We start from the raw sequence: 26,806 nt of genomic DNA, 5'->3' as shown, positions 1-26,806 counted from the left end.
GAGTTCCGAGACTAACGGGATTCGTTGACGCATCGAAGCACGGGGTGACGGACCAGCGCGCCCGGGTCCACCTCACCGCCCGTCACGTGGAAGACCGCGGTCTCCCCCGGCAGCAGCGTCACGAGCTGGTCGTCCACGGTCGCGCGGGGGTCGAGCCGGTCGGGGAAGAGCGCCAGCTCGCGCACGATCGTCCGCGCGGTCACCCGCACCCGCAGCCCGCCCTCGATTTCCTCGACCACCGTGTCCATCTCTGCCGGCGGGTAGTCCATGGCCGGGTCCTCGCCCGGGAACCGCAGCGCGCGTACGTCGTCGAGGGCGGCCACCAGCACCTCGCCCGCCGAATTGCCGGCGCGCGCGACCCCCTCGGGCAGCTTCACCGACATCGTGCCGCGCGCCGGGACCGACACGTCGAGGCGCTCCTTGGCCAGGATCTCCCCCGCCAGGGTGAGCCGGTCGACGGCGAGCTCGCCCGACCACGGCTCGTCGGTGTCGTTGACGACCGCCAGCGTGCCGCCCTGGTCGCCCTGGAAGGTCAGCAACCGGTCGGCGTACGCCCGGCGCAGCGCGTGCCACAGCGGCTTGCGCCGCCCGCCGCCGTCCACGGCCGCCCAGGAGGTGACCGGCCAGCAGTCGTTGAGCTGCCACACGATCGTGCCCATGCAGTGGGGCGCGAGCGCCCGGAACCGCTCGATGCCGAACGCCATCGCCCTGGCCTGGTTGAGCTGGGTGTAGTAGTGCCAGTCGTCGAACCCGTCCGGCTGCGGCAGGTGCGCGCCGAGGCCGCGCAGCAGCTTGAGGTTGCCGTCGACGGCCTTCTGGTGGTGGGTCACCCCCGGGGAGACCGGAGTCAGCGGGTCGTCGGAGACCGCGGCGCGCAGCGTCGCGTACGTCGGCGGCCCCTGGAAGCCGAACTCGGCCACGAACCTCGGCGTGTAGGTCGCGTAGTGGGTGTAGTCCTGGTGGTTCCAGACCGTCCAGATGTGGACCGTGCCCTTGGACGGGTCGTTCGGCGGCAGGCCGGGGGATCCGGAGTAGGGGCTGCCCGGCCAGTACGGCCGGGTCGGGTCGAGTTCGGCGACGACGCGCGGCAGCAGGTCGTAGTAGAAGCCGCCGCCCCAGCTGCGGCCCTCCAGCGTGTCCTGCCAGCCCCAGTCGGCGTGGCCCTCGATGTTCTCGTTGTTGCCGCACCACAGCACGAGGCTCGCGTGGCGGGCCAGGCGGGCGACGTGCTCGCGGGCCTCGGCCTCCACCTCCGCCGTGAAGCGGCCCTCCTCGGGATAGGCGGCGCAGGCGAACGGGAAGTCCTGCCAGACGAGCAGGCCCATCTCGTCGGCGAGGTCGTAGAAGTCCTCGCTCTCGTACATCCCGCCGCCCCACACCCGCAGGCAGTTGGCGCCCGCGGCGGCCGCCTGGCCGAACCGCTCGGCGAGACGCTCGCGGGTGACGCGCGAGGGGAAGCAGTCGTCGGGGATCCAGTTGAAGCCCTTGACGAAGACCGGCCTCCCGTTGATCACGAAGGTGAACGCGTCGTCGGTGCGGTCGAGTTCGACCGACCGGAATCCGATCCTGCCCGTCCACTCCTGGTCCTCCAGCCGGACCACGAGGTCGTACAGCGGCTGCTCGCCGTACCCGCGCGGCCACCACAGCTCCGGGTCCGGCACGGTCAGCGTGACGACCGCGCGGCGCTGCCCGGCGCCGACGGTCACGGTCTCGGTGATCCCACCTACCGAGGCGGTGAGCGTGAGCGGCCGCTCGGTGGCGCGCTCGACCGCCACGTGCACCTCGACGGTGCCGTCCGCCGAGGCGAAAGGCCGCACCTCGGCGATCCGGGCGGCGCTCCAGGTCTCGATGCCGATGGGCCGCCAGATCCCGGCGGTGACCACCGTCGGTCCCCAGTCCCAGCCGAAGTTGCAGGCCATCTTCCTGATGAACTGGTACGGCTCGGTGTAGGCGCCGGGGCGGTCGCCGAGGGCCGCCCTCTGCGCCTCCGCGTACCCGTACGGCGGGTCGAACAGGATCTTGAGCGTGTTCTCGCCGGCGCGCAGCAGGTGCCGCACGGAGAACCGGTACGACCGGTGCATGTTGGCCGTCGTGCCGATCTCGACGCCGTTGAGCACGAGCGTGGCGGCCGTGTCGAGTCCCTCGCAGACGAGGTCCGCCCGGTCGTCGCCGGCGCCGTCCCCCGCCGACTCCCACGCGAGCTCCCACGTGAAGGTGGTCTCGTACGACCACGCCGTACGCCCGATCCAGGTCAGCCGGTCCTCGTTGTCGTCCAGGTACGGGTCCTCGATCAGCCCCGCGGCGAGGAGGTCGGTGTGGACGCACCCGGGAACGGCCGCGGGCAGGCCCGCGACCACCGGCCGGAGCTGCCCGGTCGACGACACGGCGGTGACGGTCCACCCGTCGTGCAGGGGACGGTACGAGCTCACGCTTTCTCCTTACCGGCGCACGCCACATAGTGATCACTGTCGATCTCGGCCAGCCCCGGACGGGTCCGGCTCTCCTGCGGCGCCTCGTGGTACGCGCACGGCGCGTCCTCGACCATGTCCTCAGGCGCCGCGTCCGTCCACTTGGCGTGCAGCCGCGGGACCGAGGCCAGCAGCGAGCGCGTGTACGGATGCGCCGGAGCGCCGAAGACGAGGTCTGTGCGGCCCATCTCCACGACCTTCCCGTGCCGGAGCACGACAGTCCGGTCGCTGACGTAGTTGCCGAGCGACAGGTCGTGCGTGACGAACAGGATGCCGAGCCCGCGCGCCCGCAGGTCGGCGAGCAGGTTGAGCACGTCGATGCGGGTCGACGCGTCGAGCATGCTGATGATCTCGTCGGCGACCAGCAGCCGGATGTCGAGGAGCACCGCCCTGGCGATCAGCATGCGCTGGAGCTGGCCGCCGCTGAGCTGGTGGGGATACTTGCCGAGCACGTTGCCGGGGTCGAGCCGCACGCTCTCCAGCGCGGTCTCCACACGCGTGCGCCACTCGTCCGCGCCGGCCCGGGGGAAGTACTGCTCCTTGATCATGGTGAAGACGCGGTCGGCCCGGAAGACGGGGTTGTAGCAGCTGAAGGGGTCCTGGAAGACGCCCTGCACCTGGCGGTAGTACTCCTTGCGGTCCCTGATCGAGGAGATGTCCCTGCCGTCGAGGGTGATCGTGCCGGAGCTGACCGAGGCGAGGCGCAGGATCATCCGGCCGAGCGTGCTCTTGCCGCTGCCGCTCTCGCCGATGAGCGAGACCACCTCGCCCTCGCCGACCTCGAAGCCGACGTCGGAGACGGCCTTCAGCTCGCCCCCGCCGAACGCGCCGACGCGGTAGGTCTTGGACACACCGTCCAGCTTGAGCATCTATTCGGCCTTCCAGCAGGCGACGAAGTGGCCGGGGGCCACCTCCGCGAACGGCGGCTGCTCGGCGCACCGGTCGAACGCGAGCGGGCAGCGGTCGCGGAACCGGCATCCCTCCGGCGGCTTGAGCAGGGACGGCGGACTGCCGGGGATGCCCGTCAGCCGGCGGTCCTCGTGGCGCACCCCCACCTCGGGCAGCGCGGAGATGAGCTGCGCGGTGTACGGATGCCGCGGGGCGGTGACGAGCACGTCGGCCGGGGCCTTCTCGGCCAGCCGCCCGGCGTACATCACCATGATCGTGTCGGCGATCTGGTAGACGAGCGCGATGTCGTGGGTGACCACCATCATGCTCGTGACCAGGCCGCGGTCGCGGAACCCGAGCAGCGTCGTGGCCACGGCCTTCTGGCTGGACACGTCGAGCGCGGAGGTGACCTCGTCCGCGATCAGCAACGAGGGGTTCAGCAGCGTGGAGACGACCATGACCACCCGCTGCTTCATGCCGCCGGACAGCTCGATCGGATAGCGGTCGAGCACGTCCCCCGACAGGCCGACCAGTTCGAGCCGCCGCTCCAGCTCGGCCCTGTCCGGCCGCTCGCCGCGCGACTCCAGCAGCTCCCCGACCATCTTTCCGATCTTCCTGGTCGGATTGAGCGCGCTCATCGAATACTGCGGGATGAGCGAGACCTCACGGAAGCGGAACCGGTCCATCCCCCTGTCGTCCGACAGGGGCATCTCCCTGCCGTCCAGCTCCACCGTGCCGCCGGCGTGCCGCATGCGGCCGTCCAGCCGGATCAGGCTCTTGGCGAGCGTGGACTTGCCCGAGCCGGACTCCCCGGCCAGGCCCATGATCTCGCCGTCCGCGACGGAGAACGTGACGCCGTCGAGCGCCTTCACCTCGCCGCGCAGCGTCCGGTAGTAGACCCGGAGGTCGGTGACATTCAGCGCCACGTCACATCTCCCTCAGCTTCGGGTTGAACACCTCGTCCAGCCCGACGTTCATGACGTAGAGCGCGCCGACGATCGCCGTGATGCCGGCGCCCGGAGGGATGAACCACCACCACAGGCCGAGCTGGAGCGCGCTCCAGCGCGCGGCGTTGTTGAGCATCAGGCCGAGCGAGACCCCTTCAGTGGGTCCGAGGCCGATGAAGTCGAGCGAGGCGGCGATCAGGATCGAGCTGCCGAACAGCAGGATGAACGTCAGGAACAGGTACGAGCTCATGTTCGGCGCGATCTCCCGGAGGATGATCCTCGGGGTGCGCACGCCGCTCAGCCGGGCGAGGTCGACGAAGTCGCGCGAGCGCAGCGAGAACGTCTGCGCCCTGATCGCCCGCGCCGCCCACGGCCACGAGGTCAGCCCGATGAACAGCGCCTGCACGCCGATGCTGCGCACGCCCAGGTAGGCGTTGACGATCAGCAGCACCACCAGCGCGGGCAGCACGAGCACGATGTTGGTGAGCATGGTGAGCAGTTCGTCGGCCCACCCGCCGCGGTAGCCCGCGACGAACCCCACGACCATGCCGACGACCGCCGCCAGCACGCCGCCGAGCACGCCCACGAGGAACGTCGAGCGCAGGCCGTACACGAACTGGGCGAAGACGTCCTGGCCGAACGTCGTCGTGCCGAACCAGAACTCCCCCGACGGCGGCGCCATGGAGGGTCCGACGTAGTCGTTCGGCGCGTGGTCGAACAGCATCGGCCCGGCCAGACCGGCCACGAGCAGCACGGCGACGATGATCGTCCCGGCGACCAGTTTGCGGTTGCGCAGCGCGAAGTGCAGCGCCTCGTTTCTCTCACCGCTTCTCACGCCGCTCCTCCCATCCCGGTCCGGGTGCGCGGGTCCACCAGGACGTACGCGATGTCGATGACGAAGTTGGCGATCAGCACGCCGATGACGATGAACAGGAAGGTGCCCTGCAGCAGGAAGAAGTCCTGGTTCTGGATGGCCTGGAGGATCAGGTGCCCCAGCCCGGGATAACTGAAGACGATTTCGGTGACCAGCGCGCCGGCCACGAGCACGCCGAGTTGCAGGGCCAGGCCGGTCACCTGCGGCAGGATCGCGTTCCTGAAGGCGTAGCGCCGCACCAGCCGCGCGGGCGCGCCGAGCGCCCGCAGGTAGTCGACGTAGTCCGCCTCCAGCTCATAGATGATCATGTTGCGCATGCCGATGGCCCAGCCGCCGAACGCGACCAGGAACAGCGAGGCGAACGGGAGGAACCAGTGCTGGGCGAGACTGCCGAGGAACTCCCACGACAGGGACGGCCGCAGGTCGAAGCCGTAGGCCCCGGCGACCGGGAACACGCCCGCGACGATGCCGAGCGCCCAGGCCAGCAGGATCGCCAGCCACATGTACGGCGTGGCCGTCAGCACGTAGCCGACGGGGAGCACGGTGTTGTCGAGCCACTTGCGCCGCGCGGCGAAGGCGCCGAACCGGTTGCCCGCGAACCAGCTCAGCAGGATGGACGGGATCAGCAGGCCCAGCGTGTACGGAACCGCCCGGATGATCACGTCGGACACCGGCGTCGGGAACAGCCAGATGCTGATGCCGAGGTCGCCCTTCAGCAGCGAGCCCCAGAAGTTGAGGTACTGCTGCCACAGCGGCAGGTCGAAGCCGAACATCGCGGTGTAGTGCGCCCGCATGGCTTCGACGGCCGCCGGCTGCGCGACGTTCGCCCGCGAGAGCATGCTCTGCACGGGGTCGCCCGGCATGAACCGCGGAATCATCCAGTTGATGGTCACGGCCACGAAGAACGTCAGGCCGTAGATGAGAAGTTTTCTGCCGAAATAGCGGCGCAAGGTTCGACCTCCCGGTCGCGGAACGGCGCCCCCCTCCCGTGCTCAGGATGGAAGGGGGGCGCGAGGAGATCAGCTTCCGGAGACCGGCTGGAGTTCGGTGAGCATGAGCGTGCCGCCCATCTCCAGCCAGTTGCGCCACACCGTCGGCGGGTATTTCGGCGTGTTCGGCGCACTGCTGGGCCAGTTCTTCCAGGCCGAGTCGGTGGTCTGGGACCACAGGCCGTTGTACCAGAGCGGGACGACCGGCATGTCCTCAAGCTGGATCTTCTGCAGCTCAGAGGTGATCTTCTTCATGCCCGCGACGTCCTCGGGCTTGACCCGGTCGAGCTGCTGCGTGAGCTCCCACGCCCGCTTGTTCTCGTACCGGCCGAAGTTCGTCGTGGTCTGCAGCTTCTGCACCGGCAGGCGGAACAGGTAGTCGTAGTACAGCCAGGGGGTGTTCGCGAGCTGCTTGTCGTTGTTGAGGACGATGTCGTACTTACCCTGGTTGCGCACATCGACGAGCGCGTTGTAGTCGGGGAAGTCGGCCTCGATGTCGATGCCGGCGGCCTTGGCGCTGGAGCTGATGACCCGGGCCGCCTCCATCCAGTCGGTCCACCCGGCGGGCACGATCAGCTTCAGCGAGATCCTGCCGCCGCTCGGCGACTCCACCAGCCCGTCGCCGTTGCGGTCCTTGTAGCCGGCGTCGGCGAGCAGCTGCTTGGCCTTGTCGGGGTTGTAGGAGAAGCCGAGCCTGGAGGTGACGTTCTTGTCGACGTACTTGTCCCACTGCGGCAGCAGCCCGGACGGGTCGGACGCCTTGACCAGATTGCCGTAGACGCCCTCGACGATCTTCTTGGTGTCGATGGCGTAGGCGACCGCCTTGCGGAACTCCCTGTCGTCCATCGGCTTCTTCACCGTGTTGAACCACATCCAGGTGGTGTTCGCCGGCAGCATGTACGGCGGCTGGTCGTAGTAGGTCTTGATGCCGAAACTGCCCTTGACCAGATTGGCGATGCCCGGCAGGAAGTTGTTGCTGACGTCGAGGCCCTTCTGCAGCAGCAGGCCCATCGCGACCTCGTTGCTGGAGTTGACGATGTCGACGACGTACTTGGGCTTGACGTCCTTGTTCAACGCCTTCGTCGCCCACCAGCCGTCGCGCTTGACCCAGACCATGCGGTCCTGGTCGTGGGACTGGTAGGCGTACGGACCGGTGCCGACGGGCTTGTCGTTGACGCCGTTCATCACCTCGTCCTCGGACCGCCCCTCCCACAGGTGCTTGGGGACGATGGCCCGGCTGTAGAGGTGGTTGGCCCACTCCTGGTGGTTGGCCGTGGTGAAGGTGAACGTGACGGTGTAGTCGTCGACCTTCTCGGCGCTCTTCATCCAGTCCCAGAGCGGGTGGTAGGGGACGGTCTCCATCTTGCCGAGCTCGAAGGTGAAGATCACGTCGTCGGCCGTGAACGGCTTGCCGTCCGACCAGGTGATGCCCTTGCGCAGCTTGAGCGTGTACTCCAGTTCGCCGGTCCAGTCGCCGCTCTCGGCCAGCCAGGGCGTGAACTTGTCGGTGTTCGGGTCGTACATGAACAGCGTCTCGTAGACCAGGCCCTTGGTCCCGGTGGCGAAGTCCCACTCGCGCAGCGGGTTCCAGTTCGCGGGCGGGCCCCACTGGGTGCCGCTGGTGTAGAGAGTCTGGTTGCGGGGCAGCGCCCCGCTGCCGCCATCCGCCGGGGCTGCGCCGCCTCCCGCCGCACCTCCGGGGCCGGTCGGCGTGGACGATCCGCTCCCTCCCGAGCAGGCCGCGCTCAGCAGGCCGGCCGCCAGCACCGGTATGAGAAACCGCGATCGGTTTCGCATGGTGACTCTCCTTCCAGGCCCCGATGACGTTCGGCTCGCTGGTGCTGAACCGGATAAGTACCGAGACCGTAAAATCCGGATGTCGCCGGTGTCAATAGGAACAAGATGGAGGCAAAGTAACGGTAGTAGGGTGAGCGTCACTGGACCGGTTCAGTTCGAGGGGACACGTGAGAAGACCGACTATCGCGGACATCGCACGCCAGGCGGGAGTCTCCAAGGGCGCGGTCTCGTACGCCCTGAACGGCCAGCCGGGGGTGTCCGAGGCCACCAGGGCCCGCATCCTGGCCATCGCGAACGAGATCGGCTGGCGTCCCAACATCGCGGCCAGGGCGCTCAACGGCGCACGCGCACACGCCGTGGGCCTCGCCCTGTGCCGGCCCGCCCGGTTCCTCGGCGTCGAGCCGTTCTTCATGGAGCTGATCAGCGGCATCGAGGCGGAGCTCTCCGCCCGCTCCTACGCGCTGCTGCTCCAGGTGGTCGGCGGCCACGAGGCCGAAATGGGCGTCTACCGCCGCTGGTGGGGGGAGGGCCGGGTGGACGGCGCCATCCTCGTCGACCTCCACCTCGACGATCCCCGCGTGCCGCAGGTGGAGGAGATGGGCATGCCCGTCGTCGTCCTCGGGCATCCCTCGGCCGCCGGATCGCTCGTGCCGGTCTGGGCCGACGACAGCGCGGCCGTACGCGAGACGGTGGAGTATCTCGTCGCGCTCGGGCACCGGCGGATCGCCCGCGTCGCCGGACTGCCCCGGCTGTCGCACACGGCGATCCGCGACCGGGCGTTCGGCGACGTCTGCGCGGGCCTCGGGCTGGACACCTGCCCGATCGTGCACACCGACTACACGGGCGAGGAGGGCGCGCGGGCCACGCGGCGGCTGCTCAGCTCATCCGAGCGGCCCACGGCGATCGTCTTCGACAACGACATCATGGCCGTGGCCGGCCTGTCGGTCGCCCAGGAGATGCGGCTCGACGTGCCGGCCGACCTGTCCATCGTCGCCTGGGACGACTCCCCGCTCTGCCAGGTCGTCCGCCCGCCGTTGACCGTGCTCACCCGCGACATCCCGGCGTACGGCGCGCACGCGGCGCAGCGGCTGCTCGCGCTGATCGACGGCGCGGAGACCAGGCCGCTGGAGGACCAGGCCCCGCGCCTGACCACCCGCGGCAGCACGGCGCCGCCCGCTTGATCTTGCGCGGTGGTTACTACGTTTGAAAGGTGACGTTCAGGGGAGATCGCTACACTTGGCCCCGTTTGCCGCTACTGGCTCTCGACCTGGTGAGAAATGCCTGGTCCGACCCTCAGGAGCACGACAGTGGGTCACGTCGACGTCCGTCCCGCCCCCCCGGTGGAGGACCTCCCGGCGCCGCCGCCCCGGACACCGCCCAAATGGCGGGCATGGCTGTGGGTCACGGTGTCGGGAGCGCTGGGCGCGCTCACCGGCGCCGCCACGTTCGCCGTCGGCGGCTACGTCACGCTGAGCGGCAACGTCAAGCACGAGGCGGTGACCCAGAAGGATCTCGGGGGCGAGGCCCGCCCACAGAAGATCAGCAAGGCGCTCAACGTGCTGATCGTGGGCTCGGACCAGCGCAACGGCGCCAACGCCAGATACGGCAAGTTCCCCGGCGAGCGCACCGACACGATCATCGTGGCGCACATCTCCCCGAACCGGGACGGCGCGGTGCTCATCAGCTTCCCGCGCGACTCACTCGTCCGCCTCCCCGCCTGCCCGGCGAAGGGCAACCTGCCGGGCCAGCGGCCGCACGTCGGAATGATCAACGAGTCGTTCAACTCCGGCGGCATCGCCTGCACCTGGAGAACGATCGAGGGCCTCACCGACATCCACATCGACCACTTCGTGAAGGTCGACTTCACCGGCTTCAAGGCGATGGTGAACGCGCTGGGCGGTGTGCAGGTCTGCCTGCCGCAGGCCGTCCACGACAAGAAGGCGCTGCTCGAACTGCCCGCGGGCAGGCAGACGCTCAAGGGCGAGCAGGCACTCGGATACGTCCGTGCCCGCTACTCGCTCGGCGACGGCTCCGACATCGGCCGGATCCAGCGCCAGCAGATGTTCCTCGCGTCGATGGCCAAGAAGGCCATGAGCGGCGAGACGCTGACCAACCCCGCGACGCTGTTCGGGTTCCTCGACGCGGCGACCAAGTCGATCACCACCGATCCCGACCTCACGATCGGCGTGATGAAGGACCTCGCGACGAGCGCGGAGGGCCTGACCGCGGGGCAGATCCGCTTCGTCACCACCCCCTGGCGGTACTCGATCACCAACCCCGGCCGGGTCGAGTGGGTGCAACCGCAGGCCCAGCGGTTGTTCAGGATGATCGCCGCCGACCAGATCGCCAAGAACGTCAAGAGCGGCGAGCAGAAGATCCCGAAGTCGCAGATCCACGTCCTGGTGCGCAACGGCAGCGGGCAGCAGGGGCTCGGCACCCAGGTGGCCGCCGAGCTGGAGCAGCGCGGCTACCACATCGTCAAGGTCGAGCAGGCGCCCACGCCGTACGCCAAGACCGTCGTGGCCTACTCGGGCAACGGCGAGAGCCGGGCGTCCCGGCTGTTCCGCGAACTCAAGAAGTCACGGTCCCGCCTGGTGCGCACGGCCACCACGCAGACCCTCGTGCTGGGGATCGGAGCCGACTGGAACGGGATGAAGCCCCCCAGGACGCTCGAGGACGTGGAGGGCTTCGACGCCACCCAGGACAGCTGCACGGCCTCCTAGGAGAAGAGTCCGGGAAGAGTTCTAGCCGAAGAGCCAGCCGAACAGACCGCCGCCGCGGTTCGACGAGTCCTGGGCGGGAGCGGGCGCGGTGGTCGGCTGCTCGGTGACCGGCTCGGACGTGGGGGCCGTGGCCGCCTGCTCCTCGGACCTCCCGGTGTCCGTCCCCGAGGTCTGCCCGTCCGACCGCTCGTCGGCGGACGACCGCTGCGTGTCGACCGACACGCGGGAGCGCACCGGGCGCGGGGTGGAGTCGGCCCGGGAGCCGGAGTCCTGCGCGTGGGACCGGGACGAGTGAGTGGGCGCCGACGACGCGGCCGGCGCCGAGGTCCCGGACGTGCCGGGCCGGGTCCGTACGGGTTCGGCCGTGGGGGCGTCGGTGGGGAGGCCGGTGGGGGCGTCGGTGGGCGCCGCGTCGTCGGTGACGTCCGTGGGCTCGTCGGTCGGCTCCCCCGCCGCGGCGTCGTCGCCGGGTGCGGGCGAGACCGGTGCCGTCGCGGCCGTCCCCGCCTTGGCCGCGCAGCTCGCCCCGTCCTCGCACTCCGTTCCGGAGGGCTGCCCGACCCACAGCGCCAGCGCCCAGATCACGCCCAGGGCGCCGACGGCGATCAGCCCGGTCCGCAGCAGCATCCCGCCGCGCCCCGAACGCTCGTCGTCGTCATCGTCGGGGTCGGGGGCGTTGCGCCAGCCCGAGCCGAGGAAGCCGCGCGGATCGGTGTCGCCGTCGCCCGTCAGGCGCTCCTCGCGCACCAGGTGCTCGTCGCCCACCGGGTAGTCGTCGCCCACGGGGTAGTCGTCGTCCACCGGGTACTCGTCGTCCACCGGATGCTCCGCGTGGAGCCGGGCGGTGCGCCCGGCGGCGTAGTCGTCGTAGTCGGCGTGGTCGGCGGGAGTCTGCGCGGGCTGGTCCGGCCGCCAGTCCTCCGACAACACGTCGCCGCCGTCGTCCGGCCTGCCGTCGAGAGCGTGTTCGTCCTGCTCCTCGGACCAGAACCGGTCTCCCTCCCCGCCGTATTGGCCTTCGCCCGTGATGTACGGCCGGATGTATGAGCCGTCCTGCTCGTAGGCGTCCTCGGTGACCGGGTCGCGCATGAAGGTCCTTCCTCAGTGAGCTTTTGGGTCGTGTCCCAATAGCGAACGTTCCTAGCACTGGTCGACACGCCCTGTCTGGAAATTTCACAACAATCACTGGAAGCAGGTTTGTCACGTCCGTCACAAACCCAGCCAACCCATCGGGCTTGACGGGATTCCTGGAACGGTCTTTAATATCGACTAAACCGACTGACTTGGTAGGAATCTCCGGAATAGAGGACGGGCATGACAGTACGCAGGCTCGGGGCCATCGCAGCCGCCGTCATGGCGACGACCACCCTGGTCACCGCCTGCGGGGGAGACGACAACGCCGGCGGGGGCAACGGCGGCGGCGACAAGGTCCAGTTGGCGCTGGTCGCCTACTCCACCCCCCAGGCGGCGTTCGAGGACGTCATCAAGGCGTTCCAGAAGACGCCCGAAGGCAAGAACATCACCTTCACCCAGTCGTACGGCGCGTCCGGCGACCAGAGCCGCGCCGTGGCGAACGGGCTCAAGGCGGACATCGTCGAGTTCTCCCTGGAGACCGACATCACCCGTCTCGTGAAGGCCGGCATCGTCGCGCCGGACTGGAACTCCGGTCCCAGCAAGGGGATCCTCACCAAGTCCGTCGTCGTCATCGGCACCCGCAAGGGCAACCCGAAGGGCATCAAGACCTGGGACGACCTCGTCAAGCCCGGAGTCGAGGTCATCACACCGAACCCCTTCACCTCCGGCGGCGCCCGCTGGAACCTGCTCGCGGGCTACGGCGCCAAGTCGAACAAGGGCGCCGACCAGGCCGCCGGGCTCGCCTACCTGGACGCGCTGCTCAAGAACGTGCCGGTCCAGGACGACAGCGGACGCAAGTCGCTGCAGACCTTCACGGGCGGCAAGGGCGACGCGATCATCACGTACGAGAACGAGGCGATCTTCGCTCAGCAGAACAACCAGGAGATCGACTACACGGTCCCGGACTCGACGCTCCAGATCGAGAACCCGGTGGCCGTGACGAAGAACAGCGCCCACCCCAAGGAGGCCGCGGCCTTCCTCACGTACCTCTACTCGAACGAGGCTCAGACGATCTTCGCCAAGAACGGCTACCGCCCGGTCGTCGACGGCGTGACCGGCTTCGACTGGCCCACCCCGCCGCAGCTGTTCACGATCCAGGACCTCGGCGGCTGGGACAAGCTCACGGCCGACTTCTTCGACTCCACGACCGGCAAGGTCGCGGAGATCGAACGCAAGCTCGGCGTGGCGACCGAAAAATGACGCTCGAAGTGACGCGGGAAGCGACCGCGATCACCGCACGCCCGGTCCGGCGCCTGACCGGCGGCACCGCCGCCGGCCTCGGCACCGCGGTGCTGTACCTGAGCCTGATCGTGCTGATCCCACTGGCCGCCGTCGTCTGGCGCTCGGCCGGTGAGGGGCCCGGGTATTTCTGGCGTTCGGTCACCACCCCCGACGCCTGGGCGGCGCTCACCCTGACCATCGGCGCCTCGGCGCTCGTCGCCCTGGTCAACCTGGTCATGGGCACGGTCATCGCCTGGGTGCTGGTCCGCGACCGCTTCCCCGGCCGGGCGGTGCTCGACACGATCATCGACCTGCCGTTCGCGCTGCCGACCATCGTCGCCGGTCTCGTCCTGCTCGCGTTGTACGGCCCGCAGTCCCCGCTCGGGATCAATCTGGCCTACAGCAGGGCCGGAGTCGTGCTGGCCCTGCTGTTCGTCACGCTGCCGTTCGTCGTCCGTACGGTGCAGCCGGTCCTGCTGGAGCTCGACACGGAGATGGAGCAGGCCGCGGCGTCCCTCGGCGCGGGCCCGTTCCAGACCTTCCGCCGGGTCATCCTGCCGAACCTGATCCCCGCGATGCTGTCCGGCACCGCTCTCGCCTTCACCCGGGCGATCGCCGAGTTCGGCTCGACCGTGCTCATCTCGGGCAACCTGCCGTTCAAGACGCAGGTCGCGGCGGTGAACATCTTCAGCCAGATCGAGGGCGACGACACCACCGGCGCGGCCGCGATCTCGACGGTCCTGCTCGTGGTGGCCCTGGTCGCGCTGATCACGCTCGACGTCCTGCAGCGTTGGGGGAGCCGCCGTGGCTAAGCACGTCCTGCGCGGGGTCACCGTCGTCTACGTCCTGTTCCTGCTGGTGCTGCCCGTCGCGCTGATCACCTGGCGGACCTTCGGCGACGGTCTCGGGCCGTTCGTCGAGGCGCTGACCTCCCCGTCGGCCCTGCACGCCTTCAAGGTCACGATCGTCGTCGCCGGCTGGGCGGTCCTGGCCAACACGGTCTTCGGGGTCGGCGCCGCGCTCCTGCTCGTCCGGGGCCGGTTCCCGGGCAAGCGCCTACTGGGGGCGTTCATCGACCTGCCGATGGCCGTCTCGCCGGTCGTCGTCGGGCTCGCGCTCATCCTCGTGTACGGCCGGTTCTCCCCGGCCGGCGGCCTGCTGGAGAGCTGGGGAGTTCAGGTGATCTTCTCCACTCCCGGCATGGTGATCGCCACGGTGTTCGTGGCGCTGCCTCTCGTCGTGCGAGCCGTCGTACCGGTGTTGGAGGAGCTCGGCGACGAGCAGGAGCAGGCCGCGCACACGCTGGGCGCGAGCCACCTCCAGACGTTCGTCCGCATCACGCTCCCCGGCATCCGCTGGGCCCTCGGCTACGGCATCGTGCTCTGCCTGGCCCGTTCGCTCGGCGAGTACGGCGCGGTCGCGGTGGTCTCGGGCCGCCTCGTGGACCAGACCCAGACGCTGACGCTGTTCGTGGAGGAGCGGTTCCAGAACTTCGACCAGCCGGCCGCGTTCGCCGCCGCCACGGCCCTCGCCCTGATCGCCGTGGTCACCCTGCTGCTCACCAAGCTCCTGCGCCCGAAGGATCGCATCGATGGCAATTGAGGTACGCGACGTGAACAAGTCGTTCGGGACGACCCCCGTCCTGCACGACGTGTCGCTGGACGTCACCGCGGGGTCGCTCACCGCCCTGCTCGGCCCGAGCGGCGGGGGGAAGTCGACACTGCTGCGGGTGATCGCCGGCCTGGAGCGGCCCGACACCGGCACGGTGCGGATCTCCGGCGTCGACGCCACCCGGCTGTCCCCGCAGCGGCGGGGCGTCGGCTTCGTGTTCCAGCACTACGCCGCCTTCAAGCACCTCACGGTCTTCCGCAACGTGGCCTTCGGGCTGGAGATCCGCAAGCGGCCCAAGGACGAGATCCGCAGACGCGTCATGGAACTGCTGGAGCTGGTCCACCTGGAGAAACTGGCCGACCGCTACCCGTCCCAGCTGTCGGGCGGGCAGCGCCAGCGCATGGCGCTGGCCCGGGCCCTCGCGGTGGAGCCCCAGGTGCTGCTGCTGGACGAACCGTTCGGCGCCCTCGACGCGCAGGTGCGCAAGGAGCTGCGCACGTGGCTGCGCCGGCTGCACGACGAGGTCCACGTCACCACCGTGTTCGTCACCCACGACCAGGAGGAGGCCATCGAGGTCGCCGACACGATCGTGGTGCTGGCCGGGGGCGAGGTCGTGCAGGCCGGCAGCCCCGGCGAGGTGTACGACAACCCGGCCAACCCGTTCGTGATGCGTTTCCTGGGCCCGGTCACCGAGATCGGCGGCAGCCTGGTCCGCCCGCACGACATCGAGATCAGCCCGGACCCCGTCGACGGCGGCTCCCCCGCCGTGGTGTCCCGCGTCGTACGGCTCGGCTTCGAGGTGCGCGTGGAGGTGGAGACCGGCGGGCACGAGGCGTGGGTGCAGGTGACGCGGGAGCAGGCCGACCGGCTCGGTCTCGGGCCGGGCGACACCGTGCACCTCAGACCCGCGCCCGGCGCCCGATCCCTGGCCCTGGCGCTGTGACAGACACAGTGACAGACGCTGTGACAGACGCAGTGTGAGACATGCGGCTCTCCGTACGGACCCAGTACGCCCTGCGCGCCGCCGCCGAACTGGCCGCGGCCGCGCCGGGGCCGGTCCCGGCCGAGCGGATCGCGGCCGCCCAGCGCATTCCGCGGCGTTTCCTCGACAACATCCTGCTGCAGATGCGGCGGGCCGGTCTGATCCACAGCCAGCGCGGGCCTGACGGCGGATACTGGCTCGCGCGGCCGGCCGAGCAGATCACGCTCGCCGACGTCGTCCTCATCATGGAAGGGGCGCCGCAGGACAGCGAGGGGTTCCACGGGGTCGCGGAGCCCCTCGGCGACGTCTGGACGGCGCTGCGCGACCACGAGCAGGCGACGCTCGCCGAGGTCACGCTCGCCCACATCGCGGCCGGTTCCCTTCCGCCCCTCTGATCCCGATAGTTGTGGAAGACTCCACGTTCAGGTGGGTTCAGGTGGAACGTGCCGGGGCGTAGAGGCAGGCGGGATGGGTACTGCTGGGCAGCTCATCGTCAGGCGATACCGGCTGCTCCGCGCCCTCGGGCAGGGCCGCACCGGGCTGGTGTGGGAGGGTCACGACACGCTGCTCGACCGGCCCGTCGCGATCCGCGAGGTCCTGCTGCCCCCGAACCTGAGCGAGACCGCGCGACTGCGGCTCGTCCAGCGGATCTCCCGCGAGGCCCGCCAGGCCGAGCGGCTGCACCACCCCCACATCGCCGCCGTCTACGACGTCGGCGAGGAGGGCGACACCCCGTTCGTCGTGACGGAACTGGTCCCCTCGCGCTCGCTCGACGGGGTGGTCTCCGGCGACGGGCCGCTGCCCCCGGCCGAGGCCGCGCGGATCACCCGCACCGTGCTGTCCGCGCTCACGCACGCCCACGCCGCCGGCGTACGGCACGGCGACGTCCGGCCCGCCAACGTGCTGCTCGCGCACGACGGCCGGGTGCTACTCGCCGACTTCGGCATGACGGTGCCGGCCACCGATCCCGCGTTCACCCGCGATCCTGTGCCGGGCGGCCCTCCCGCCGGCCGCGGCACCGAGACCTACCTCGCCCCCGAACGAGCCGCCGGCGGTCCGCGCACGGCCGCCGCCGATCTGTGGTCGCTGGGCGCCACCCTCCATCTGGCCGTCACCGGCACCCCTCCCCCGGGCCAGGGGCCGCTGGAAGAGGTGCCCGGGGAGCTGCGCGCGGTGCTCACCGGGCTGCTGGCCCGGGAGCCCAGGCGGCGGATCGACGCGGAGACCGCCGACCGCCTGCTCGCGGAGATCGAGCCGCCCTCCCCGCCTCCGCCCGTACGCCGCGGCCTCAGCCGTGCTCGTCTCGTCACCGGGATCGCGGCGGCCGTCCTCGTCGCGTGCGCTGTGGGCGGTTGGGCTGTGGGCGGTTGGGCGGGGCTGCGCCCCGGCGGGGAGAACCGCGCCGGCGCGGGGGCGGTCGCCTCTCTCACGGCGTCAGCTCCAGCCTCCCCCTTGGCCTCCTCCTCGGCCACCCCGTCGGGGTCGGCGTCCGGGCAGCCCGCGCGGCGGTTGAAGCTGAAGTGGCACACGTCCGACGCCGGCTGGCGGGCCGGCGTGCCCCGCGGCTGGACCCGCGAGGACCTGCCGTACTCGACCTCGTGGCGCTCGCTGGACGGCGGGGCGGCGTTCACGGTCGAGGTGACCGGGCAGCGCGGCACCGATCCCCTGGCGGCGCTCGGCGAGGCGGAGGAGATTCTCCGCCCGGACGCCAGGACCTATCGCAAACTGCGGCTCAGGGCCGTGACCGGCGAGCACGGCCCTTCCGCCGACTGGGAGTTCACCTGGACCCCGCGCAGGGCGTCGGCGCGGGACCACCTGGCCAAGGGCGTGGAGTATCACCAGTACCGCCGGGTGATCTCCACGGGCACCACGACGAGCGTGCTCACCTGGACCGCCCCCGCCGCCGACTGGGACACCCTGCGGCCCACGCTCGTCAGGGTGCTCTCGCTCTTCCAGCCGCCGTCGCTCGGTGCGACGCCTTCCCCGGCCTGAAATCCCCCCGTGCTCTCCACCCGTGTGCCATGATGGCGCGCAAGTGAAAGTGACAACGGTTTTCATTCCTGATCGGGGGTCGGAATGCGCCTGGCGTTCGTCGGCAAGGGGGGCAGCGGCAAGACCACGCTGTCGTCGCTGTTCGCGAGATACGCGACGAGGAGGGGGCCGGTCGTCGCCATCGACGCCGACATCAACCAGCACCTCGGCCTGGCCCTGGGCCTGGATGGGGGCCTGGCTGGGGGCACGGCCGGGGACCCTCCGCCGCTGGGCGGGATGCTGACCGAGATCAAGGACTACCTGCGCGGCGACAACCCCCTGATCCGCGACACGGCGTCCATGGTCAAGACGACCCCGCCCGGACGTGGCTCGCGGCTGGTCCGGCTGAACGACCCGTTCTTCCCGTCGCGCTCCGTCGAGGGCGTCTCGCTCATGGTCACCGGCCCGTTCGAGGAGAACGACCTCGGCGTCGCCTGCTACCACTCCAAGCTGGGCGCGGTGGAGCTCTATCTCAACCACCTGGTCGACGGCCCCGGTGAATACGTCGTGGTGGACATGACCGCGGGGGCGGACTCCTTCGCCTCCGGGTTGTTCACCCGCTTCGACCTCACCATCCTGGTCGCCGAGCCGACCCGTCAGGGGGTGAGCGTCTACCGGCAGTACCGCGACCACGCCGCCGGGTTCGACGTCGAGATCGCCGTCGTGGGCAACAAGATCCACGCGCCGGAGGACGTCGACTTCCTCCGTGAGCACGTCGGCGACGACCTGCTGACCTGGTTCGGCCACTCGCCCGCCATCCGCGGGATGGAGCAGGGCCGGCCGTTCACGCTCGACAATCTGGAGCCCGCCGGCCATCTGGCCCTGGCCACCATGCTCGACCGGCTCGACGCGCAGCCCAAGGACTGGACGAAGTTCGGCAGGCAGGCGGCCGAGTTCCACATCAGGAACGCCCATGCGTGGGCCAACCGGGCGACGGGAGAGGACCTGGTCGCGCAGATCGACCCCGGCTTCGTGTACGGCCCCGCCGTCGCCTCCTCATGAACGTGTCGCCTCCGCGCCAGATGGAGGCCCGCGGCGTTCGATCTACCGTCTACTGCGTCCCCGCTCAGTGAGCAGACGCCGAGAGGAGAACAGCTCATGTCGCTGTCCGTGTCCAACGACCTGCTCGACCAGGCCCGCGCCGGTGAGGTGGACGACGCGGCCTTCGTCGCGTGCGTCCGCGACTCGCTGCCGTACGCCTGGGCGACGATCACCGCGCTGGTCGAGCGTCGAGACCGGTCCGGCTCCGACTTCGCCGACAACCACGTGCCGCCGCCCGACGAGGCCGCTCGCGGTCAGTTGCTGCGCTGCCTGGCCAGCGACGCGATGCGCGGCGCCCTCGAAAGGCATTTCGGCGTACGCCTGGCCTTCCAGAACTGCCACCGTGTCGCGGTGTTCCGCCCGGAGGCCACCGAGGCCTATCGGGAGTTCGTCACTCCCCGCGCACAGATCCTGAACCAGAGCCCAGAACTGGTCGACTGCTGACCTGACGCCGACCGGCCAGGGGCGGCTCCCGTTCACGCCGCCCCCGGCCCTCGTCGTCTCACAGCCCTCGCCGTCTCACAGCCGAAAGCGCCTCCGCGCGCCGAGGCCCGCGAGGCTCTCCAGCGCCCGCGCGCGATCTCCGCGTCGCTCGCGGCCGCGTCCCTACCGAGGGCCGCCGTTGACGTAGAGCGTCTGGCCGGTGACGTACGACGCGTCGTCGGAAGCGAAGAACGCCACCACCGACGCGATCTCAATCGGCTGGCCGACCCGCCGCAACGGCACGGCCTGCGCCACGGCGGCCTGGTGCTCCTCCGGCGTCGCCCCCAGTCGTATGGCCGTCGCCTCGGTCATCGGCGTCGCGACGTACCCCGGTGCGACCGCGTTCACCCGGATGCCGAACGGGCCCAGCTCGATCGCCATGGTCGCGGTGAGCCCCTGGATGCCCGCCTTGGCCGCCGCGTAGTTGGCCTGCCCGCGGTTTCCCAGCGCCGACCGGCTCGACAGGTTGACGATCGTCCCCGACCGCTGCTCCACCATGTGCTTCTGGACGGCCCGGCTCATGAGGAAGACGCTCTTGAGGTTCACGTCGACGACCTTGTCCCAGTCGTCCTCCGACATGCGGAACAGCAGGTTGTCGCGGGTCAGCCCGGCGTTGTTCACCAGCACGTCGATCCGCCCGAACTCGTCCATCACCCCCTGCACGAGCGCCTCGACCTGAGCGCCGTCGGAGACGTCACAGCCGAACGCGACCGCCCTGCCTCCGGTGACGGTGATCTCGTCCACGATCGGAGCGCACCGGTCCGCGGTGAGGTCCACGCAAGCCACCGTCGCACCCTCCGCAGCCAACCGGCGTGCGATCGCCGCGCCGATCCCCCGCGCCGCGCCGGTGACCACCGCGAACTTCCCGATGAACCGTGACATCGACAGCCTCCTCACCCCGATTCGATCACAGCAACTTACTCCGATCCATCGGGTGATCACCCTTTCAGCACACGGTCATCACGCGGTCATCCTCCCGACCGTGTCACAGAGCAGCCGGCCAATAGCAGCCAGCCGCACAGCAGCCGCCACGCAGCACCCAGCCACAGAGCGCCGCCGCGGAGCATCCAGCGCGGAGCATCCAGCCGCAGAGCGCCGCTACCCCGGTCGTCCGGCGCGGGGCTGTACGGCCCCCCACGGCCCCCTGCGGCGCGTCGGCGCATGCTCGCCTAGATCCGTAGTCGCCGGGCTCCCACCTGGCGGTGGTAGGTGAAGGCCCAGCGGTCGGTGCCGGTCTTGTGGCGGGTGTAGCGGTCGGGGTGCTGGTAGCGGTCGCGGTTGTGGAACTGGCAGGCCGGGCCGAGGAGTTTCAGGTCGGTCAGGCCGCCGGTGCTCCAGTTGTCGGCGTGGTCGATCTGGCACATGGTGGCGGGCAGCGGACAGCCGTCGATCCAGCAGGTGGCGTAGCGGGCGTAGACGGCCCGTCGCTAGGCGGGGGTGGCCAGGCGGACCTTTCGGCCCATGTCCAGCACCTGCCCCTCGGCGTCCATGACCAGCCGCACCAGGCTGCTGGTGCGGGCCAGGCGATGCACACTGGCGAGGGGCAGCATCTGCCCGGTCGCCAGCAACAACCCCGGCGCGGTGCCCAGCAAAGCTCCCGGCACCGCCCCCAGCGCTGCCCTCGGCCCCGGCTCGCCCGGCGCTGCCCCCGGCAGCGTCCCTGACGCTGTTCCCGATGGCGTCCCCGCTTGCCTCTCCGGCGCTGCGCCTGGTGGTGTCCCCGGCCCCGACTCGCCCGGCGGTGTTCCGGGCGCTGTCCCCGTTGGCGTCCCCGGGGGTGTCCCTGGCCTCGGCGCGCCCGGCGCTGCTTCCGGCCCTGTGCCCGGTGCTGTTCCCGTTGTCCCCGACCTGCGGGGGCACCGCGCCTCGCCGACGCGCCCGCACGCGCTCTGGCCATTTGCCGCGTCCTGCTGATCCCGGCCCTGCTCATCGAAGCCAGCCTCATGGCGGCCTGGCTCACGACGGCGGTCCGGCTCGTGGCGCATGTCGCTCTGGTTCTCAGGCGTGCCCTGCGCATGCCGGCGACCCCCCGCAGGCTGGTGCCCGGCGTGAGTGTGATGCGCAGCGGCGTCCTCGGGAGGAGGATCCGGCCATTGCGCCGCGCAGGAATGCGCTCCGCTGGGAGGCACCGCGTGTGGAGGTGCTGCGTGTGGAGATGCTGCGTGTGGAGGCGCGCTACCGCCGTAGGACGGCCGTGCCGCTGCGCACCCGGGGTCTATTTCAGCGTGGGCCGCGGCATGGTCGCGGTCTGCGCCCCTGGGCGGTGCGGTGTCGTCGCCCTCGGCAGACGCAAGGTCAAGGTCGGTGCTCCCGGCGGCGGCGTCCGCGGCTGCCCCGGCATCGGCATCGGCTGCCGGACCGGCTGCTGCCCCGGCATCGGCTGCCGGACGGGCTGCTGTCTCGGCTTCGGCGGTGCCCGGGTCATCTGGCCGGTGGGGGCCCTCACCCTGAGCAGGTGCGGCAGCGTCGGTTATGCCCACGTCGCCGGGGTCCGCGTCGCCGAGGCTGTCGGCCTCATCGTCGCCGAGGTTGCCGGGGTCGTCGTCGGTGGGGATGGCGTCTTCGACGTCGCCGTCTTCCATAGGGCAAGGCCCGTCAGCGCTTCTGGTGCCGCCGCAGAGGCCGGTGTCCTCACTGTCGCCATCCTCGGCACTGTCCGCACCCTCGGCATCCTGAGCGTCCTGGCCGTCGCCGGCACCCTCGCCACCCTGCGCGCCCTCGATGCCCTCGCCCTTCTCGGCGCTGTCCGCACCCTGGGCGTCGCGGCCGTTCTCGGCGTTCTCGGCGCCCTGCGCGTTCTCGGCGTCCTCGCCGTCCCGGCCGCCCTCGGCGCTGTCCGCACCCTGGGCGTTCTCGCCGTCCTGGGCGTCCTCAGCGTCCTGGGCGGCTTCGGGGTGGTCGGGTTCGGGGTCGGCGGGCAGGGATTCGGCGTTGACCAGGACCAGAAGCTCGGCGACGATCTTCTGCTCCATCAATGCGATGAACGCATCCGCCTGGAGGACCCGCAACGGCCGATCATCGCCCTCCGCGCGTGGCTTGGCATAAGCATCCAACAGCGCCCGCAACCGCGCCGCCGCCTCACGCGGCAGATAAAACTCCCCCTCCAGCCCCCCACCCGCGGTCGGGCGGACCCGCAGAAACCGCCGCCCGTAATCGGCCCGCTCGTCCCGCTCCTCACCATCAGGGTCCAACACCGCCCGCAGATACCGCCCGGCCTTGGCCACCTCCGCCGGCCCCGCCTTGCCCGCCAGCTCCAGCAGGATCGGCTCGGCCAGCGCCGCGTGCTCGTCGCTCAACCGCGCGGTGGCGGTGCAGATCGCCTCCACCACCCCCGCCGACAACACCCCGGCGGCGAACTTCTCCCGCACCTGGGGCAGACGCGCCAGCTCCACCGCCAGGGTCAGCAGGCGGCCCGCTCCGGCCACGCTCATTCCCGCGGCGGTGCGCAACCAACTGCGGGTGGAGGCATGCCCATGCTGCTTGGCCTGCCCCGCCCCATGCACCCGCCCCACCCGATCAGCAAGAGCGCACGTGATCCGATCCCGCGCGAACAGCAGATCCTCAGCCTCAGCCACACAGATGCCCGCATCGCCCGGCGACGCCGCCAGCGCCAACGCCTGCGCCGACTCACGCAACGAACTCACGAGCACCCACGACGACCGGCCCTTGCCCTGACCGGGACCGGCCTGACCACCACCGGCCCTCCCGGCACCGCCACCACCGGCACCACCGGCACCACGGGCGCTCCCGGCACCGGCACGGGCACCACCAGCGCTGTCGGCGCTGTCGCCGCTGTCGCCGCTCGCGGCACCGGGCGCGTCGCCGGCGCCCTCACCGTCGGTGAGCCCGCTGCCGGTGCTGCTGGCACTGTTACCGGTGCTCTTGGTGCCGCTGGTGCCGTTGGTGCTGGTGTCAGCCTTGATGTGGCTCGCGTGCCGCGCCGGCTGGGAGTCGGCGATCGGAAAGTGCTCGCGGGCGAGCGAACCATCCGACGACCACAGAGGGGAATCGGCGGTCAGCCGATCCCACCAGTCCCTGTCGGCATCGTTCGAACGACGATGGTGGCCGGAATCCAGATCTAACAGATCCACTGCACCCTCCTCGCTTGATTCGAACTCTTGTGTGAATTCTTTCATCTGCTCGTCACTCTGAGCAACCGACAGAAGCGAATAGTTGGAGCAGCAGGTCAACCCGAAACACGCCGAAGGCGCTACATGGAGACGCCGATGGGGCTACCTGGAAAGCGCCGAAGGCGGTACTCGGCATGCGACGACGACAGCTACTGAGAAGGCGCTGCAGCACCGGCCCGGCGCGCACGGCGGCACTCGACGCCGCTGCAGAAGGCGCGACTCAGAAGGCACTACTGAGAAGGGCGCTGTCCAGAAGGGCGCTGTCCAGAAGGGTGCTGTCCAGAAGGGTGCTACGCAGAAGGGCTCTACTCGGATAAGCGCTGCTCAGAAAGCGGCGACGGCGCGTTCCACGGCCAGCAGGGCGCGGTCGAGCAGGACCATGCGGTCGGCGATCACGTCGTGCACGGGATCGCCGGCGCGAATCCTGTCGATGCTGGTGACGTACACGGCGCGATAAGCGGCGACCACCAGGGCGGCCGCCAGCCTCGGGGCCGGATCGGCAGGGCCGGCGGGGCCGGCGGGGCCGACAGGGCCGACAGGGCCGGCGGGGTCGGCCGTGCCGCTTCCGGCCGCCTCGGCGAACAGACCGGCGAGCACGCCCTCGAACTCCTCGACCAGTTCCCTGGCCCGCGCCCTGAGCGCGGGCGAGTCCAGGATCACCTGCCAGAACACCTCGTATCCGGGGGCGATCCCGCCGAGCGGGTGGCCTTCCCTGAGCATGCCGAGGAACAGCCGGCGCAGCGCGGCGAGAGGGCTCTCCCCTTCGGCACGCTCCCGTACGGCCTGGGTGACCAGCTCGACCGCCTCGGGATAGCGGTCGAGGAACAGGTCCTCCTTGCGGGGGAAGTAGTTGAAGACGGTCTTGGTCGAGACTCCGGCCGCCTCGGCGACCTCGGCGACCGTGACGTTGTCGAACCCGCGCTGCATGAACAGGCCCGAGGCCACGTCCGAGATGAGCGAGCGAGTCTGCCGCTTCTTCCGCTCCCGCAGTCCCAGGGTCTCCACTCTCCTCACTCTAGTTGCTAAAAACTTATAGCGACAGTAACTTTATAGCGAAGGTAACCACGGGGAGGAACACATGTCGTACGACGTCGTCGTGGCCGGCGGAGGTCCGGTCGGCCTGATGCTGGCCTGCGAGCTGCGGCTGGGCGGGGCATCGGTCGTGGTGCTCGAACGGCTGACCGAGATCGATCCAACAATCAAAGCGGGCGCGCTCACGACGCCCAGCGTGGAGGCGCTCTACCGGCGGGGTCTGCTGCCCGCACTGCAGGAGGTGCAGGAGCGGGCGATGGAGCTCATGAAGACCTTCATGAGTGAACACGCCTCCGCGGAAGGGCCGCGCCGGATTCCGCCCAGGTTCGCCGGCCACTTCGCCGGGATGATGCTGAGCGCCGATCTGCTGGACGCCGACGACCCTGACCTGTCCGGTCGTGGACCGGCCGCCCAGATCGGCCTGGTGCCCCAGCAGCAGCTCGAACAGATCCTCGCCGTACGCGCCGCCGAGCTGGGAGTCGAGGTGCGGCGCGGCGTGGAGGTGACCGGCTTCACCGACGACGGCGAGCAGGTCACGGTCACCACGACCGGCGGCCCGGTGCACGGCCGCTGGCTGGTGGGCTGCGACGGCGGCAGGAGCACGGTGCGCAAGCCGGCCGGCTTCGAGTTCCCCGGGACGGACCCGGAGATCACCGCCTACCAGGCCATCGCGAAGATGGAGGGCACCGAGCACCTCGGCGTGGGCTGGCACGCCACTCCCACCGGGATCTACTCCTACGGGCCGGTGCCGGGGCGCATCCTCGTCGCGCGCTTCGACGGCGGCGCACCCGGCAGGGACGGCAAGACCACACCGGTGGCGACGGAGGAACTGCAGGAGGCGGTCAGGCACGTCACGGGCTCCGACGTGGTCGTCAGGGAGATCACATCGGTCACCCGGTTCACGGACAACGCGCGGCAGGCGGCGACCTACCGGCTCGGCCGGGTACTGCTGGCCGGCGACGCCGCGCACGTCCACTCGCCCTTCGGCGGCCAGGGGCTGAACCTGGGGCTGGGCGACGCCGTGAACCTCGGCTGGAAGCTCGCGGCGGTCGTACGCGGACAGGCGCCGGAAGGGCTCCTCGACACCTACACGCGGGAGCGGCACCCGATCGGCGCCTGGGTGCTCGACTGGACGCGTGCCCAGATCGCCCTGATGCGTCCCGACGCCCACGCGCGGGCGGCGCGGGCGGTGGTCGCCGACCTGATCGGGACCGTCACCGGCACCACCTACTTCGTGAAGAAGATCTCCGGCGTCTGGCAGCGGTACGACATGCCCGGCGGCGGCGGGCACCCGTTGGTGGGACGCAGCGTGCCCGACTACGAGTTCGAGGACGGCTCGCGGCTGGCCGACCACCTCCACGACGGTCGCGGCCTGCTCGTCCGCCGGAGCGGATCCGGACTCGACGGCACGGCGGTGGACGGCTACGGAGACCGGGTCGCCACCGTCACGACGACGGGAGGCGACCCGCACTTTCCTGGCGCGCTGCTCGTCCGCCCGGACGGCGTCGTCGCGTGGGCGCAGGACCCCGGCACCACCGATTCCGAGGGGCTCGCGAACGCGCTGGAGACCTGGTTCGGCACGCCCGCGGGCGTCCCCGCCGCCCTCCGCTGAACTGTTCCCCGGACATCGCGGATCATTGACCAAATCTTTACCCGAGCCGCCCGCTGCGCGGGCCCCAAATCAGCGTCCTGACCTGCGGTTTCTCCTCCGGTCACCCCCCTTAACCCGTACCCCGCCAAGATGTCTCGTGTCATTTGGTATCAGCCGTGGTCATCAGCCCCCATCATGTGCTCATGCCCGCTTTTGTCACCCTGTCTGGGCGCTTCGTGCGCCTGGAACCGCTCAGCCTCGCGGCGCTCGACGACCTCGTCGCCGCGGCGTGTGAAGACCGTTCCACGTACTCCTTCACTCGCGTTCCCGTTGGCCGGGATGAGATGGCCTCCTACGTGGAGGCCGCCTTGGCTGAGCAGGCGGAGGGCCGCACTCTGCCCTTCGCCATCCGGTGGCTGCACACCGACCGCGTGGTCGGTGCCACCCGTCTGATGAACCTGGAGTACTGGCAGGGCCCGATGCCCTGGCCACCGGGCACGAAAGGCGCGGTGGGCGAGGTCCCGTCCGTCGCGGACATCGGGTACACCTGGCTCGCCGCGTCGGCCCAGGGCACCGGTGTCAACCGGGAGAGCAAGTATCTGCTGCTCTCCCTGGCCTTCGAGACCTGGCAGGTTCACCGGATCACCCTCAAGGCAGACGTACGCAACACCCGATCCCGGGTCGCCATCGAGGCCCTCGGCGCGCACCTCGACGGTGTGCGGCGAGCGGACAGCCGAGGCGCCGACGACACGGTCCGAGATACCGCGTACTACTCGATCCTGAGTCCCGAGTGGCCCACCGTGCGCGATCGTCTCCGCATGCGGCTGGGCCTCCTGGAAACGGCGTCGGAAGCAGCGTGATCAC

General features: G+C 70.3%; 23 protein-coding genes. 12 read left to right on the top strand and 11 right to left on the bottom strand.

Going from position 1 to position 26,806, the window contains the following annotated elements:
- Nucleotides 1-11: 11 nt before the first annotated feature.
- From FLX07_RS23945 to FLX07_RS23920, 6 genes are all read right to left on the bottom strand, one after another.
- Nucleotides 12-2,429: a glycoside hydrolase family 2 protein gene (locus FLX07_RS23945; RefSeq protein WP_142573554.1), complete on the bottom strand. Its 2,418-nt coding sequence runs from the start codon at nt 2,427-2,429 to the stop codon at nt 12-14.
- Nucleotides 2,426-3,337, bottom strand: a complete 912-nt coding sequence (locus FLX07_RS23940; RefSeq protein ID WP_142573552.1) for an ABC transporter ATP-binding protein — start codon at nt 3,335-3,337, stop codon at nt 2,426-2,428. Before FLX07_RS23940 ends, FLX07_RS23945 begins: the two co-directional genes overlap by 4 nt.
- Nucleotides 3,338-4,282: an ABC transporter ATP-binding protein gene (locus FLX07_RS23935; RefSeq protein ID WP_142573550.1), complete on the bottom strand. Its 945-nt coding sequence runs from the start codon at nt 4,280-4,282 to the stop codon at nt 3,338-3,340. It lies immediately after the preceding gene.
- Nucleotide 4,283: 1 nt separating this feature from the next.
- Complete coding sequence (locus FLX07_RS23930) at nt 4,284-5,138, bottom strand: ABC transporter permease (RefSeq protein WP_142573548.1); 855 nt, start codon at nt 5,136-5,138, stop codon at nt 4,284-4,286.
- Entirely contained in the window at nt 5,135-6,127 is a 993-nt protein-coding gene (locus FLX07_RS23925; RefSeq protein ID WP_142573546.1) for an ABC transporter permease, read from the bottom strand. Before FLX07_RS23925 ends, FLX07_RS23930 begins: the two co-directional genes overlap by 4 nt.
- Before the next feature lie 69 nt (nt 6,128-6,196).
- Nucleotides 6,197-7,963: an ABC transporter substrate-binding protein gene (locus tag FLX07_RS23920; protein WP_142573544.1), complete on the bottom strand. Its 1,767-nt coding sequence runs from the start codon at nt 7,961-7,963 to the stop codon at nt 6,197-6,199.
- A gap of 167 nt (nt 7,964-8,130) precedes the next feature.
- Between FLX07_RS23920 and FLX07_RS23915 the strand changes: the two genes are divergently transcribed.
- On the top strand, nt 8,131-9,144 hold the full coding sequence (locus tag FLX07_RS23915; protein WP_142573542.1) for a LacI family DNA-binding transcriptional regulator: 1,014 nt from the start codon (nt 8,131-8,133) through the stop codon (nt 9,142-9,144).
- A gap of 126 nt (nt 9,145-9,270) precedes the next feature.
- A complete protein-coding gene (locus FLX07_RS23910; protein WP_229689488.1) occupies nt 9,271-10,686 on the top strand; it encodes an LCP family protein in 1,416 nt (471 codons plus the stop codon).
- 21 nt (nt 10,687-10,707) lie between these two features.
- Here the strand turns inward: FLX07_RS23910 and FLX07_RS23905 are convergent, their stop codons facing one another.
- Nucleotides 10,708-11,775, bottom strand: coding sequence for a hypothetical protein (locus tag FLX07_RS23905; protein WP_142573538.1), 1,068 nt, complete (start codon nt 11,773-11,775; stop codon nt 10,708-10,710).
- 225 nt (nt 11,776-12,000) lie between these two features.
- On the opposite strand from FLX07_RS23905, the gene FLX07_RS23900 reads away from it, so the two are divergent.
- From FLX07_RS23900 to FLX07_RS23865, 8 genes are all read left to right on the top strand, one after another.
- The gene (locus tag FLX07_RS23900) at nt 12,001-13,020 is read left to right on the top strand and encodes a sulfate ABC transporter substrate-binding protein (RefSeq protein WP_167748370.1); all 1,020 of its coding nucleotides are present in this window, start codon (nt 12,001-12,003) and stop codon (nt 13,018-13,020) included.
- An 8-nt stretch (nt 13,021-13,028) separates the two neighbouring features.
- Complete coding sequence (gene cysT / locus FLX07_RS23895) at nt 13,029-13,853, top strand: sulfate ABC transporter permease subunit CysT (RefSeq protein WP_208762355.1); 825 nt, start codon at nt 13,029-13,031, stop codon at nt 13,851-13,853.
- Complete coding sequence (locus tag FLX07_RS23890) at nt 13,846-14,643, top strand: sulfate ABC transporter permease subunit (RefSeq protein ID WP_142573534.1); 798 nt, start codon at nt 13,846-13,848, stop codon at nt 14,641-14,643. Before cysT ends, FLX07_RS23890 begins: the two co-directional genes overlap by 8 nt.
- Complete coding sequence (locus FLX07_RS23885) at nt 14,633-15,595, top strand: sulfate/molybdate ABC transporter ATP-binding protein (RefSeq protein WP_142573532.1); 963 nt, start codon at nt 14,633-14,635, stop codon at nt 15,593-15,595. Before FLX07_RS23890 ends, FLX07_RS23885 begins: the two co-directional genes overlap by 11 nt.
- 41 nt (nt 15,596-15,636) lie before the next feature.
- The gene (locus FLX07_RS23880; protein ID WP_142573530.1) at nt 15,637-16,029 is read left to right on the top strand and encodes an RrF2 family transcriptional regulator; all 393 of its coding nucleotides are present in this window, start codon (nt 15,637-15,639) and stop codon (nt 16,027-16,029) included.
- A gap of 73 nt (nt 16,030-16,102) precedes the next feature.
- Nucleotides 16,103-17,626 carry a serine/threonine-protein kinase gene (locus FLX07_RS23875; RefSeq protein WP_142573529.1) on the top strand — a complete coding sequence of 508 codons (1,524 nt, stop codon included), beginning with the start codon at nt 16,103-16,105 and terminating at the stop codon, nt 17,624-17,626.
- Nucleotides 17,627-17,710: 84 nt separating this feature from the next.
- Nucleotides 17,711-18,667: an ATP-binding protein gene (locus FLX07_RS23870; protein WP_142573527.1), complete on the top strand. Its 957-nt coding sequence runs from the start codon at nt 17,711-17,713 to the stop codon at nt 18,665-18,667.
- A 96-nt stretch (nt 18,668-18,763) separates the two neighbouring features.
- Complete coding sequence (locus FLX07_RS23865; protein WP_142573525.1) at nt 18,764-19,150, top strand: SCO5389 family protein; 387 nt, start codon at nt 18,764-18,766, stop codon at nt 19,148-19,150.
- A 162-nt stretch (nt 19,151-19,312) separates the two neighbouring features.
- Here the strand turns inward: FLX07_RS23865 and FLX07_RS23860 are convergent, their stop codons facing one another.
- The 4 genes from FLX07_RS23860 to FLX07_RS23845 form a co-directional block, all read right to left on the bottom strand.
- Nucleotides 19,313-20,071, bottom strand: a complete 759-nt coding sequence (locus FLX07_RS23860) for a glucose 1-dehydrogenase (protein WP_142573523.1) — start codon at nt 20,069-20,071, stop codon at nt 19,313-19,315.
- A 287-nt stretch (nt 20,072-20,358) separates the two neighbouring features.
- Nucleotides 20,359-20,553 (bottom strand): hypothetical protein, encoded by a 195-nt coding sequence (locus tag FLX07_RS23855; RefSeq protein WP_142573522.1) that lies wholly within the window; start codon nt 20,551-20,553, stop codon nt 20,359-20,361.
- A gap of 63 nt (nt 20,554-20,616) precedes the next feature.
- Nucleotides 20,617-23,280, bottom strand: coding sequence for a DUF222 domain-containing protein (locus FLX07_RS23850; protein ID WP_142573520.1), 2,664 nt, complete (start codon nt 23,278-23,280; stop codon nt 20,617-20,619).
- A 363-nt stretch (nt 23,281-23,643) separates the two neighbouring features.
- Entirely contained in the window at nt 23,644-24,324 is a 681-nt protein-coding gene (locus tag FLX07_RS23845; protein WP_229689487.1) for a TetR/AcrR family transcriptional regulator, read from the bottom strand.
- A 73-nt stretch (nt 24,325-24,397) separates the two neighbouring features.
- Here FLX07_RS23845 and FLX07_RS23840 point away from each other — a divergent pair, with 73 nt between their 5' ends.
- On the top strand, nt 24,398-25,963 hold the full coding sequence (locus FLX07_RS23840) for an FAD-dependent oxidoreductase (protein WP_142573515.1): 1,566 nt from the start codon (nt 24,398-24,400) through the stop codon (nt 25,961-25,963).
- Nucleotides 25,964-26,145: 182 nt separating this feature from the next.
- The gene (locus FLX07_RS23835) at nt 26,146-26,802 is read left to right on the top strand and encodes a GNAT family N-acetyltransferase (protein WP_142573513.1); all 657 of its coding nucleotides are present in this window, start codon (nt 26,146-26,148) and stop codon (nt 26,800-26,802) included.
- The last annotated feature ends 4 nt before the right edge of the window (nt 26,803-26,806 follow it).

Source organism: Microbispora bryophytorum (assembly GCF_006874465.1).
GTDB classification, from domain to species: Bacteria; Actinomycetota; Actinomycetes; order Streptosporangiales; family Streptosporangiaceae; genus Microbispora; species Microbispora bryophytorum.
Note: the sequence above shows the minus strand (reverse complement) of the source record. Positions and strands in the feature narration are given on the sequence as shown.